The following is a 13,419-nucleotide window of genomic DNA, read 5'->3' on the forward strand; positions in this document are numbered from 1 at the left end:
ATAAGATTTTAGAATTCTAAAGTTTTTTAGTACAGTCTTTTAATATATAATAACATCTATTTGTCAAATCTATTTACCTTAAATAATCTCATATTTTTATCTTCTTCTCCAAGGTATAGCTTACTAAGCATTATACCTCCTAATATTGCAAAAAGTATTCCATTAGCTCCATAGCCTAAACAGTACCATAAGTTATGGTTTTTGTTATCAGGTCCAATAAAACCTAAGTTATCTAAAGTAGAAGCAAAGCAACCACAATACTTGTACTCAATTTGTATATCTTTTATATCCTTAAACATGCCCTTTAGCCTTTGTTCTAAAATATCATATTTTTTATTTGCTAAAGCCTCATCTTCTATATCACTAAAGTCTACATCTTCGCCACCTATAATCAATCTATTATCTTTAGTGGTTCTTAGATAATTATATGGGTCACAATTGTCTCTAATCAGAATATTGTCTTTCCAAGAATCAATATCTTTAAGTGGTTTTGTAGCTATATTAAAGGAATTAGATTTAGTTGCAAAATTTCTATTTGTAAATAAACTTGTATTATATCCTGTAGCCACAATTAGTTTTTTGCCATAAACTTTATAACCATAAGACACTTCAGCTGTTACTTTATCATTTGAAAAGTCTATTTTTTTTACTTCTGTATTTTCATATACTTCAAGACCTTTTTTTAGACTTACATCAATGAGATGCTGACTATATTTATATGGGTCTAGTTCTCGTCCACCATTTTTTGCTATCAATCCTGACTTTAAATCAAAACCAAAAGGATTTGTAGATTCATCAATATACTCAACATCAAATCCATTTTCTTTTCTTAAATCATATTCTTCTTTTATAGCTTTTATTTCAAGTTTATTGGCAGTGTAAAGTAAAGTATCTCTTTTTGCATAATCACACTTATTTCCATGCAATTCTATAAATTTATCTAACTCTTCAAGTGCTGATACACAAAGATTATAAGCTTTTAAGGCATCAGTTAGAGTCATTACTTCTGTCAAATCTATCAAATTGTCATCCAATTCATACTGTAAAAGTGATGTGGTTACACTAGTACTTCCATGCGCAATCCTTCCTTTTTCAAGGATAACTGATTTTATATTATTTTTAGCTAAATAGTATGCACAAATACATCCTGTTACGCCGCCTCCAACGATTATAACATCTGTATCAATATCATCAGTAAGGTATGGAAATTGTCTTGGAATTTTATTTATACTGGTAAAAATAGGTTTACCTTTTACATATTCTTGATTCATATATTTCACTCCTAAAATTTATTATGTATGAGTGTATTATTTTCTATAGTAAATAATATTATACATTTTAATTTCTTATATAAATGGGTATGTATAAATAAAAATGTGATAACATTTTAGTGTAAAACATATGTATAATATATTCATAAGCAATTTGGTATATAATGATGATTAACAAGTAAAAAAGATTGAATAAAAGTTAAATAAAAATTTAAAATAGGAGGTAAATTTATGCTTTCAAAAGATATTGCTTCAAAGGTATTAGAAAAGTGTCTAGTTACTGGAGGAGATTTTGCTGAGATTTTTGAAGAAGACACTATAAATAATTCTATTGGCTTAATAGATAATAAAGTAGAAAATGCAATAGGTGGAAGAACCTATGGTATAGGAATAAGAATATTTAAAGGGTTAAAGAGTATATATGCTTATACAAGTGACAATTCATTAAATAGTTTGTTGGATGTAGCGTATAAAGCTGCTGTTGCATTAGGTAAATTGGAAGATGGAAAAAGTGTAATATTAAATGACAGTATTAAAATAAATAACATACATAATATAAAAATTTATCCAAATTCAATAGGTAATAGAGATAAAGTAAATGTTATGAAGGTTGCATATAAGAGTGCAAAAGAATTTAGTAGTGATATATCTCAAGTAAGTGTTAGCTATTCAGATAAAGACCAAAAAATATTAATTGCAAACACTGAAGGTATATATGTTGAAGATAGAAGAATAAGAACCAGACTGGGAATAAGTTCAATTGCATCTAAAGGTAATGAAAATCAAACTGGATTTGAAGGACCTGGAGGTTGTAAAGGATTTGAAATATTTGAAGATATAGACCCAGAATACTATGCAAAAGAATCAGCTAGAGTAGCACATACTATGTTGCATGCTAAAAATTGTCCAGCAGGTAATATGATGGTAGCAATAGATAATGGCTTTGGTGGAGTAATATTTCATGAAGCTTGTGGACATTCTTTAGAAGCTACATCAGTTGCAAAGGGAAACTCCGTATTTGCAGATAAATTAGGTCAGCAAATTGCATCTACGAAGATTACAGCTATAGATGATGGTACAATACCAAATTACTGGGGCTCTATGAATATAGATGATGAGGGAAATCCAGCTCAAAAAAATATACTGATTGAAAATGGGATTTTGAAGTCTTATATGATAGACAAACTTAATGGTAGACGAATGGGAATGAATCCTACAGGAAGTTCTCGTAGACAGAATTATAAATTTGCTCCTACTTCGAGAATGACTAATACTTATATTGCTGCTGGAGAAGATAAACCAGAAGACATTATAAAGTCAATACCAGATGGACTTTATGCTAAAAAAATGGGTGGTGGGTCTGTAAACCCTGTAACAGGAGAGTTTAATTTTGCAGTTTCAGAAGGTTACTTGATAAAAAATGGAGAAATACAAGAGCCAGTTAGAGGTGCTAGTTTAATTGGAAAAGGTAGTGATGTACTTATGAATATAGATATGGTTGGTGATAACTTAAAACAAGCTCAGGGTATGTGTGGTTCATCATCAGGAAGTATACCAACTAATGTAGGTCAACCTATGATAAGGGTAAAAGAAATTACTGTAGGTGGAAGATAGGAGGGATAATTGTGGAACTTAAAAGTTTTAAGGATATATTATTTAAAAAAGCTCTAAGTGAAGGATTTGAAGAATGTGAAGTGTATTATTCCACAGGGGAAAATTTAAGTATAAATATATATGAAGGAGAAGTTGAGAAATACAATCTTGATAAGTCTTTTGGTTTATCTTTTAGAGGTAAGGTAAATGGAAAGGTAGGTTATTCTTATACAGAAATTTTAGATGATAAAGCTGTTGATATGTTGATAAAAAATGTAAAAGATGGGGTAAGAGCTATCGAAAATGAAGATGTACAATTTATATATGAAGGCGATAAGCACTATAATGATGTAAAGACTTATTCTAAAGAGTTAGAAAATTTAGAAGCAGATAAGTTGATTGATTTAGCTCTAGAAATGGAAAGAGAGACTAAAGCTTATTCAGATAAGGTAGTAAATTTATCTAGATGCACTATATCTTATTCTGTATCAAGTAATGGTATACATAATACTAAAGGTCTTGATTTAAGTAATAAAACTAATATGCTTATAGGGTTTGTAGTTCCTATCATAGAAGACAATGGACAAAAGTATGATGGAGTGGGATATAATATAGCAAATTCTATTGAAGAAATAAAGCCTTGTGAGATAGCAAAGCTTGGAGTTGAAAATGCTTTATCTAAAATAGGTGGAAAGAGTATACCATCAGGCAAATATAAAACTATATTGTTTAATGAAGCAATGGTATCTTTACTTAGTACATTTTCTGGAATATTTAATGCTGATTCAGCCCAAAAAGGATTATCTTTGTTGAAAGATAGAGAGGGAGATATGATAGCATCTCCTATAGTTACAATAGTTGATGACCCACTTTTAGAAAATGGTATGGCATCTACTCCTTTCGATGATGAGGGAGTAGCTACATTTAAAAAAGAAGTTGTTTCAAATGGAAAGCTTATAACTTTACTTCATAACTTAAAGACAGCCAATAAGGCAAATATAAAGACTACAGGAAATGGAATAAAATCTTCATATTCATCACCTATAAGCATATATCCCACTAATTTTTATATAGAGAAAGGAGATAAATCTCTAGATGAAATTATGAAGGATATAGGTGAAGGATTGATGGTTACTAGTTTTGCAGGTCTTCATTCAGGGGCAAATTCAGTAACAGGAGATTTTTCTTTAGCAGCTAAAGGTTTTTATATTAAAGATGGTAAAAAAGCATTTCCAGTAGAGCAAATTACAGTAGCTGGTAATTACTTCGATTTATTAAAAGATATTGAAGTTATAGGAGACGATTTAGAATTTCCAATGAGTAGTATAGGTTCACCTTCAGTTGTTATTAAAGAGTTATCAGTAGCAGGAAAAGATGAATAGATACAGAAAATAATTGCACAAATATAAAGGTAAATATAAATCCATGTTAATTTTTATTAGCATGGATTTTTTATTAATTTAAGTTATTTATTAAACCCTAACTATCCTAATAAAGTTATATGTCAAAGCTTTGATGAATACAATTAATATCATATGCTAATTTTAAAGGAGGATGTATTATGAGTGATGCACATTACGATATGCACAAGAGAAAGGGCTACTCAAGTGATGAGCCGTATCCAGAAATAAAAGTTTTAGGGCCGAATAAGTATTATGCAGAGCTATTAATGGATGATTATTCTGGTGTAGCGAGTGAATTTACAAGTGTAACCCAGTACTTATACCATGACTTTGATTTAGATGAAAATTATAGAGAACTGAGTGAAATGTGGATAAATATATCTATAACAGAAATGTTACATATGGAGATATTAGCAAAGACTATAAGATTATTGGGTGGAAATCCTATATATAGAGGTTCGACAAGTTCTTGTGGTGCATATTGGAATGGTGGTTTTGTATTTTATGGAGATTCTATTTGTAGTAGATTAAAATCGGATTTAAATTTAGAGTATGTGGCTATTGAGAATTATTACAAGGATATAAGTATTATTGAAGACCCTTATATAAAAGCTATATTAAATAGAATAATTTTAGATGAAAAGGTCCATGTAGGTTTGTTTAAAGAAGCAATAGAAAAGTATTGCAAATAAACTCGAAAGTTTAGTTATTCATCATTTTATTCATATATATAAAATGACTATCATACATTTTCTTGAAGGGAGTTGCTATTGATATGTATTATGTATATGTAAATGATATAAATATAGCAGTTTATGATTTAAATCCGAGTGCTAAAAAAACAGTACTTTTTATACATGGCTGGCCATTAGGACATAAGATATTTGAATATCAAACAAATATATTACCAAAACTCGGATATAGAACCGTTTCAATTGATTTAAGAGGGTTTGGTAAGTCTGCTGCAACATCAGGAGGGTATAATTATAGCCAATTAGCAGATGATATTTATAAGGTGGTACATGCCATTGGATTAAGAGATTTTACCCTTGTTGGTTTTTCAATGGGAGGAGCAATTGTACTTAGATATATGAGTCTGTTTCATGGCTATGGAGTATCAAAATTAGCATTACTTGCTGCTGCTGCACCATCGTTTGTACAAAGACCTCCAGAGTTTCCATATGGTATGACACGTGAGGATGTTAATAAACTGATAGCTCAGGCATGTACTGATAGACCAGAAATGGTAAGTAATTTTGGAGAAAAAGTATTTGCATCGAATCCATCAGAAAGCTTTAGAAGGTGGTTTAACGACATTGGTTTTAGTGCATCAGGTATTGGAACTATTGGAACAGCTGTATCTTTAAGAGATGAAAAATTGTTTAATGATTTAAAATGTGTAAGAGTGCCTACTGGTATATTTCATGGGAAATTAGACCAAGTATGCCCATATGAATTTGCAGTTTTTATGAATGAAAAAATAGAGGATTCAACTTTATATACTTTTGAGTATAGCGGTCATGCAATATTCTATGATGAACTTAAACTATTTAATCAAGAATTCTTGCAGTTTTTAGAGGAATAGAAATATCTTATTAATAATTAAAAATATGGTGATATTATATAAAATGGTATAGATTAAATTCTATACCATTTTATTTTTGAGTAGAAAATATTACCAAATAGTATAAAATATGATTTTTAAGATTTAAAATTTTTTTAAAAAGTGCTACAATAGACCAAATTATTAGTTTCTATATTAACTAAACAGGAGGTGATGGTATGAAAAAACATAATATTTTATTTGTATCAACTGATGACAAAATAAATATAGATATCTCAAAACAATTAGAAAATATATTTGGAGAATTTTGTAATATAGATAATTTAGTCTATATAGATAGCATAAATATTGAACTATTAAAGTATGAACTTATAGTGTGTTCAGATAATGAGATAAAAGAGCATATACACAATAATATCGATAAAAATATACCTATTGTAATAGTACATCGTACAATAAATATTGAAAATATAAACCAGATAATAAGTATAGAAAATGATTCTGAAGTTATGGTTATAGATGATTATAAAGAGTCAGCAGATGAAACAGCCAAGATAATTAGAAAATTAGGATTAATTCATATTAATTTAATACCATATTATCCAGGATGTGATAAGTCTAAATGTGAGATTGGAATTATTACAGGAAGTAGAAATAGAGTACCACAGAACTTAAAGCAAATAATAGATATAGGTGCTAAAATAATAGATATAAATACAGTTATAGAAATATTTACAAAACTTAATATATCTATAGATAAATTACATATTATCAAAGAAAAATATAATGAAGACACAGTAAGTGGATATAGATACTATACAACTATGAATAAAACTATGAAGAGTTTTTTGGAGATTATCGATGAAGGGATTGCTTCTATTGATAAATTAGGGAAGTTTATATATTGCAATAAAGTATTTTCTAATCTAGTTGGAGTAGACCAAAATCAGATTATATCTAATAATTTTATGGATTTATTTAGTGATAAAATTATCAAAAAAATATTTTTTCAAGAGGATGAAGTCAGTGATGAAGTAGTAAGCCTAAATAACAAAAAACTCATAATTAATAAAGTAAATGTGTATGAAAATAATGAGCGAATAAAAAGTATTATAAGCATTAAAGATATAAGTGCAATTCAGATGCTTGAGGATAAGATTCAAAATAAATTTCATACAAAGGGATTTGTATCAAAGTACACATTTGAGAATGTTGTAGGTGAGACTAAAATAATAAAAGAAAAAATTAATATCGCAAGAAAGATAGCATCTACAGATTTTTCTGTGTTGATACTTGGAGAAAATGGAACAGGAAAGGAAATATTTGCTCAGGCAATACATAATGAATCTCTAAGAAAAGACAAGCCATTTGTTGCAGTTAATCTATCTTCTTTGTCAGATACACTTATTGAAAGTGAGCTTTTTGGCTATGAAGAAGGAAGTTTCACAGGTGCGATAAAAGGCGGAAAAATAGGGATATTTGAAAGAGCGCATACAGGAACAATTTTTTTAGATGAGATAGGTGATATATCTCTAGAGGTACAGCAAAGATTGTTGAGAGTCTTACAAGAAAAAGAAGTTATGAGAATGGGTGGAAGTAAAATTATACCAGTAGATGTTAGGATTATAGCTGCTACAAATAAGGATTTAAAGAAAAAAATTAAAGAAGGTTCTTTTAGGGAAGATTTGTATTATAGGATTAATGTATTACATATAGAAATACCAAGGCTTAGAGAGCGTAAGGAAGATATACCTCTTATAAGTAAGTATTTTTTGGATGAAATAAATAGTAATAAATGTTTTACAGAAAAATCAATGCAAGTATTAAAATTGTATGAGTGGCCAGGTAATGTAAGGGAGCTTAAGAATTTGATTTATTATATTGACACTATAGTGGAGGAAGATAGAGTAGACTATGAGCATTTGCCGGAACAATTTAAATTTGAAAATAACAATACTTTAGTTAATGAAAACTTTGATTCAATTATATTGGATTTCAAACAATCAAATTTCTTTAATGAAAGTATTTGTATATTGATGAGTATAGAAACTTGGAATAATAAAAATATATCATTAGGAAGAAATAAATTACAAGAAATCTTAAAAGAAAAAAGTATGACATTAAGTGTAGACCAAATTAGAAAAAGAATAGATAAATTAAAAAATCATGGATTGCTGTCATCTGGAGTAAAAAAACAAGGGAGTTTTATAACTGATGAAGGAAAGAATTTTATATCATATATAAAATTTAAGGGGGAAATATAGGGGTATATAAATGTAAAATCCCCTAAAAACTCCCTATAATAATCTTAAATAATTAAAATTATTTTAAATATTGAGATAATTTTAAAAATATTAAATTAAAAATAAAAAATATTATTTCTAATAAACAGTAGTAAATCATCACTTTACTACTGTTTTTATTTTTGAAAGATTTAGTATGCAATTAAAATTTATATTTTGGCATATCAATTGCTACATAGTGAAAATATAAAAAACTGTAGAATTTGGAGGATATTGTTATGAAGTCAGCTTATAAAGGCTATGAAGCTTATAGTTATTTAGAAAAGGGAAAAGATATCTCATCTATTGAGATGTGTAAAGGAGATAAGAGAGTAAAAGAATACCTTATCGAGTTAGATGATATTCAAGAAGCTAAGGTTAAAAATATAGTGGATGACAAAATATTTATATCACTACATGAACATCCAGTTTTATTTCCAGAACACTTAGAAAGAGATATATTTGAATACAATAGAGAGGGTAAACAAAGATGTGCTTATGAAGCATTATCAAGAGGATATTACGATGCTATATTTGATAATTTAATGGATGGTGTATGTACAATAACATCAAGCTCAGGATGGAAGTGGGATGATATATTAATAGATTTAGGTATGAGATTATGTGACTTAGCACACCAAGATTTTGTTATAAAGTGTGAAAAAGTAGAAGATATATACAGAGCAAAAAAAGAAGGAAAAGTGGCCTTGATACCTACTTTAGAAGGAGCTGCACCAATAGAAAATGAACTTGATAGAATAGATATTTTGTATGGATTTGGCATAAGGTTAATGGGTATAACATATAGTGAATCTAATGCATTGGGTTCAGGATTGAAAGAAGAAAAAGATGGTGGACTTACGAATTTTGGTAGAAAAGCTGTTGAAAGAATGAATAAGATTGGAATGGCAATAGATTGCTCTCATGTTGGAGTTCAAACGACACTTGATGTTATAGAACACAGTAAGGACCCAATAATATTGAGTCATGTTGGGGCAAGAAGTCTGTGGAACACAAAGAGATTAACGCCAGATGAAGTACTAATAGCATGTGCGAAAAAGGGTGGGGTTATAGGTGTAGAAGCAGCACCACATACTACAATAACTGAAAAAAACAAAGAACATTCAATAGAGTCATTTATGGAACATTTTGAGTATATTAAAAATCTAGTAGGGATAGACCATGTGGCTTTTGGACCAGATACAGTATACGGTGACCATGTTAAATTACATTCAGTGTTAGCTGCTAAATTTGATATTAAAAAAATAACTGGGACAAAGGAGCATCCTAAAGTAGAGTATGTAAAAGGTCTTGAAAATCCAACTGAAACTTCAAAAAATATTGTCAGATATTTAGTAAAACATGGATATAGTGATGAGGAAATAGAAAAGGTGTTGGGTGGAAACATACTTAGAGTATTGAATAAGGTTTGGAAATAAGGCTTAAATGTTTTAATAAAATTTGAGGATTTATAGGGAGGTTTTTTGCAATGGATTATTTAAAATTAGCCAATCATCCACTTTTGTGGATAGCAAGTACAGTAGCTGTATCAATAGTAGTAGTACAATCTCTTGTATTTGCTATAAAATCTTGTAAAGTTGGGAAGACGATGGGAATAACTGATAAGCAAATAAAATCAGCTATTAAGAGTAGTGCTATTTCAGCTATAGGCCCATCAATGACTATATTTGCTGGGATGGTTTCACTTATAGTAACTATGGGTGGACCTATAGCATGGATGAGATTATCATTTATAGGTTCTGTAATTTTTGAATCTATGTCAGCTGGGTTTGGAACAGATGCTTTAGGGATAACTTTAGGTTCTCCTGAGATGACAAAAGTAGCATTTACAAATGCAGTTTGGACTATGATATTAGGTTCTTTAGGGTGGATAATATTTACATTATTGTTTGGGCATAAGTTAGATAAAATAACGAATGTTATTTCTAGTGGTAAGAAATCATTTATACCAATAATATCTGTAGGAGCAATGTTAGGTTCATTTGCATACCTAAATGCTGATAGAGTGTTGCGTTTTGACAATGGAACAATTGCATGTATAAGTGGAATGATAATAATGGTAATACTTTGTATGATTGAAAAAAAGAAAAATATAAAATGGCTGAGAGAGTGGGGTCTTACAATATCAATGTTTAGTGGGATGATAATAGGTTCAATAATATAAGGGGGGAGTTTTATGAGTAAAGTAAAATCTATATACAATGAAGAGTACTTACCTTTTATGATAAGGTATGGTAGATTGACATTATCTTTAGGTATTATAGCAGCATTAGTTCCTGGAATAATTTTAAGTTTTGGATTTGGTCTTATGCCTCCAATATCAGCATTATTAGCAAGTACAATGGCAATAGTTAGTATGAGCGCACCAAACTACATAATAGAGCCAGTTTCTTATTCACCAATTTTAGGGATACCAGGAACTTATATGAGTTTTCTTTCTGGAAATATATCTAATATGAGACTGCCATGTTCAATAGCAGCTCAAAAAGCAGCAGAAGTTGAATCAGGAACAGAAGAAGGTTCAATAATATCTACTATAGGAATAGCTGTATCTATTCTAGTAAATATAAGTATTTTGACTTTTGGAGTAATTTTAGGAGGAAGTGTGTTGTCTAAAATACCACCTGAAGTAGTAGAAAAATTGAATTTAATCTTACCAGCTCTATTTGGGTCAGTGTTTGGACAAGTTTTTTTACAAGATAAAAAACTAGGATTAGTAGCAATTGTAATAGCTGTATTGACGATTATATTATCAAAGCAAGGTATAATACCACAATCTTTAGTAGTTCTTATATGTGTATTTGGTACTATATTGATTGCAAGAGTTATGCATAAAGATAAACTTAGAGACTAGTAAAAAAGGATAAACTTAGAGGCTAGTAAAATTAAAGAAGTAAAAAGTTTAAAATATAAAGAATTATAGTAAAGGCTACTGCAATAAAATTATATTTTAAGGGGTGAATAATGTGGCATATGATTTAGTTTTAAAAAATGGATTTATAATAGATGGGACTGGAGAAAGTGGTTTTTATGGAGATATAGCTATAAAAAATAATTTAATAGTAAGAATAGATTCTGAGATAAATGATGATACAAATAAAATGATAGATTGTCATAAAAAAGTTGTAACACCTGGATTTATTGACCCTCATGTTCATGAAGAAATAGTAGCAATACTAGATGGTAAATTTGAAAAATTCCTAAAACAAGGTGTTACAACAACTATAAATGGTAATTGTGGTCATTCTATAACACCATATTCTTCTGAAAATATATATGAATATATGTATAAAAATGGTCTATTACTTGAAGAAGAAAAAAAGTATCTTATAGATAAAAATAAGCATTGGGATAGTTTTATAGAATATTGTGACCTTATATCTAAGAGTGGAATAGCTATTAATATGGGATTTTTATTGGGTCATGGGACTATAAGATGGAGTGTTATGGGAGGGTCTAAAGATAGACCTCCTACAAAAAAAGAAAAAAATGAAATTACAGATATAATAAATGATGGCATGAAAAGTGGTGCTTTTGGAATATCTACTGGATTGGCATATATACCAAGTAAGTATGCTGATATTGATGAACTTGTTGATATTGCAAAGTTAATTAAGGAACATGATGGTATATATACATCTCATATTAGAGATTACATAGGAAGATATAATGCAGTAAAAGAGACTATAGAGGTAGGTCAAAAAAGTGGTGCTAGAGTCCAAGTATCACATTTAAGTCCAGTTGAAATAGAAGCCTTTGATGAGATATTAAAAGCTAGATACAATGGTGTTGATATAATGGTTGATACAGTACCAAGAAGTTCTGGTCATTGTATGAAGAAAAAAAGAGTACTTCAATTTATTATGGCAATATCATCTAGTTTGTTTGAATTAGGTATGGATGGAGTTATGGATGCTCTTAGTAATGAAGAAGGAAGAGCTTTGATATTAAAAGAGGCATTTATACTTGGAGATAGAGGAAGTATAATACTTCTAAATACCAATGATATTGATATGGAAAAGAAATCAATACGTGAAATAGCTATGCAAAAAGGTATAGATGAAAATAAGCTATTACTAGATTTACTTTTATATGGAGATGAAGAACTTATATTTTGCCTAGGAGGAATGTACAGGGGAGATTTTCCTGATAAATTACATGATAAAAAGATAATAAATAATCCATTTGTTATGGTTGGTTCAGATTGTTTGTTTAGTGTAGGTGGAGATATGTCATGGTTTGAGCTTCAAAGAAGAGGGGCATTTCCAATTTTCTTTGATATGTATAAAAAATCAGGTGTAAGATTGGAAGAAGTAGTAAGAAGGGTAACTTCATTACCAGCTAACCAGTTTAAAATAAAGGATAGAGGTATACTTAAAGAGGGTAAAATAGCTGATATAGCAGTTATTGATATGGAAAACTACAGCTATCCTAGGTCTGAAGAGATTGACTTCTCAAATCCACAGTTATTAGCCAAAGGTGTTGAATATGTAATTGTAAATGGAAAAATTGCATTAGAAGAAGGTAAAGTTACTAAAAATCCATGTGGTGAAGTATTAAAAAGATAGATTATTAAAAAGATAAAGTATTAAAAAATAATAGAAATTTAGAAATTAAATAAATAGCTAGTAAGAAAAAACGAAGTTTGAATATTATTTAAATAAAAATCACTCTTCGTTTTTTTTCGTAATAGTAATAGATATTAATTTATAGCAATAATAAAAAGCATGAGTAATAAGAAATGTACAAAAAATAATTTACTTTTATAATAAAAAATTAAGATTTTTATTTATTGAAATATGTAGAAAAATTGGGAAAATAAATGGTTATAATTTTGAAAAATAAATTTTTTGTAAGTATGTAAAGATAAACTTTTTATAAAAAAATGTTAAAAAAATATCTAATAGAAGAGAATTTAAATATCAGAGAATGAGAAAATAATAAAAAATAATTATTTTTTTTATATATATTAAAATAATATTGTATTATAAAATATATATACTATGTCTGATTTAATTAAATAAACAATAAAATATTTATATTTATCCAATAATTAAAATTTTTATGATTATTATATATATCTTTATTTATTATATTTACTGAAATAGTGTTATATGGCTAAAATAAGAAGTTGTATATATTTTATAGAAATAAATATTAAACTGAATTTCGATAATAAAATAACAAAAATTTGAAAATTAAAGTATTTTAATACTGATTTTATTCTACAAATTGATTATTATTTTTACTTTAATAATTCTAAATAAAACTAAAATTAAATTGTC

The 13,419-nt window shown here is 28.5% G+C and carries 10 protein-coding genes; 9 read left to right on the forward strand and 1 reads right to left on the reverse strand.

Features of this window, described 5'->3' with window-relative positions:
- Nucleotides 1-56: 56 nt before the first annotated feature.
- Nucleotides 57-1,271 (reverse strand): FAD-dependent oxidoreductase, encoded by a 1,215-nt coding sequence (locus IC219_RS10035; protein ID WP_227835672.1) that lies wholly within the window; start codon nucleotides 1,269-1,271, stop codon nucleotides 57-59.
- Nucleotides 1,272-1,502: 231 nt separating this feature from the next.
- Between IC219_RS10035 and IC219_RS10040 the strand changes: the two genes are divergently transcribed.
- The 9 genes from IC219_RS10040 to IC219_RS10080 all read left to right on the forward strand — a co-directional run bounded on the left by IC219_RS10040 (nucleotide 1,503) and on the right by IC219_RS10080 (nucleotide 12,702).
- Nucleotides 1,503-2,885, forward strand: coding sequence for a TldD/PmbA family protein (locus IC219_RS10040; protein WP_227482048.1), 1,383 nt, complete (start codon nucleotides 1,503-1,505; stop codon nucleotides 2,883-2,885).
- An 11-nt stretch (nucleotides 2,886-2,896) separates the two neighbouring features.
- Nucleotides 2,897-4,246: a TldD/PmbA family protein gene (locus IC219_RS10045; RefSeq protein WP_227830883.1), complete on the forward strand. Its 1,350-nt coding sequence runs from the start codon at nucleotides 2,897-2,899 to the stop codon at nucleotides 4,244-4,246.
- Nucleotides 4,247-4,425: 179 nt separating this feature from the next.
- Entirely contained in the window at nucleotides 4,426-4,959 is a 534-nt protein-coding gene (locus IC219_RS10050) for a ferritin-like domain-containing protein (protein WP_227830882.1), read from the forward strand.
- Between the two features lie 83 nt (nucleotides 4,960-5,042).
- Nucleotides 5,043-5,852: an alpha/beta fold hydrolase gene (locus tag IC219_RS10055; RefSeq protein ID WP_227434340.1), complete on the forward strand. Its 810-nt coding sequence runs from the start codon at nucleotides 5,043-5,045 to the stop codon at nucleotides 5,850-5,852.
- Nucleotides 5,853-6,049: 197 nt separating this feature from the next.
- Nucleotides 6,050-8,095 (forward strand): sigma 54-interacting transcriptional regulator, encoded by a 2,046-nt coding sequence (locus tag IC219_RS10060; protein WP_227830881.1) that lies wholly within the window; start codon nucleotides 6,050-6,052, stop codon nucleotides 8,093-8,095.
- A gap of 257 nt (nucleotides 8,096-8,352) precedes the next feature.
- The gene (locus IC219_RS10065) at nucleotides 8,353-9,552 is read left to right on the forward strand and encodes a dipeptidase (protein WP_227482052.1); all 1,200 of its coding nucleotides are present in this window, start codon (nucleotides 8,353-8,355) and stop codon (nucleotides 9,550-9,552) included.
- A gap of 50 nt (nucleotides 9,553-9,602) precedes the next feature.
- Nucleotides 9,603-10,298, forward strand: coding sequence for a DUF5058 family protein (locus IC219_RS10070; protein ID WP_227434343.1), 696 nt, complete (start codon nucleotides 9,603-9,605; stop codon nucleotides 10,296-10,298).
- Between the two features lie 12 nt (nucleotides 10,299-10,310).
- A complete protein-coding gene (locus IC219_RS10075) occupies nucleotides 10,311-10,988 on the forward strand; it encodes a hypothetical protein (RefSeq protein ID WP_227482053.1) in 678 nt (225 codons plus the stop codon).
- Between the two features lie 112 nt (nucleotides 10,989-11,100).
- Nucleotides 11,101-12,702: an amidohydrolase family protein gene (locus tag IC219_RS10080; protein ID WP_227482054.1), complete on the forward strand. Its 1,602-nt coding sequence runs from the start codon at nucleotides 11,101-11,103 to the stop codon at nucleotides 12,700-12,702.
- Nucleotides 12,703-13,419: the final 717 nt, after the last annotated feature.

Origin of the sequence: Clostridioides sp. ES-W-0018-02 (assembly GCF_020658175.1) — a bacterium.
Taxonomy (GTDB): Bacteria; Bacillota; Clostridia; order Peptostreptococcales; family Peptostreptococcaceae; genus Clostridioides.

Bases quoted from the DNA above. Each gene is read 5' to 3' on its own strand.
- IC219_RS10035 (WP_227835672.1), bottom strand. From the start codon at position 1,271: ATGAATCAAGAATATGTAAAAGGTAAACCTATTTTTACCAGTATAAAT.
- IC219_RS10040 (WP_227482048.1), top strand. From the start codon at position 1,503: ATGCTTTCAAAAGATATTGCTTCAAAGGTATTAGAAAAGTGTCTAGTT.
- IC219_RS10050 (WP_227830882.1), top strand. From the start codon at position 4,426: ATGAGTGATGCACATTACGATATGCACAAGAGAAAGGGCTACTCAAGT.
- IC219_RS10055 (WP_227434340.1), top strand. From the start codon at position 5,043: ATGTATTATGTATATGTAAATGATATAAATATAGCAGTTTATGATTTA.
- IC219_RS10060 (WP_227830881.1), top strand. From the start codon at position 6,050: ATGAAAAAACATAATATTTTATTTGTATCAACTGATGACAAAATAAAT.
- IC219_RS10065 (WP_227482052.1), top strand. From the start codon at position 8,353: ATGAAGTCAGCTTATAAAGGCTATGAAGCTTATAGTTATTTAGAAAAG.
- IC219_RS10070 (WP_227434343.1), top strand. From the start codon at position 9,603: ATGGATTATTTAAAATTAGCCAATCATCCACTTTTGTGGATAGCAAGT.
- IC219_RS10075 (WP_227482053.1), top strand. From the start codon at position 10,311: ATGAGTAAAGTAAAATCTATATACAATGAAGAGTACTTACCTTTTATG.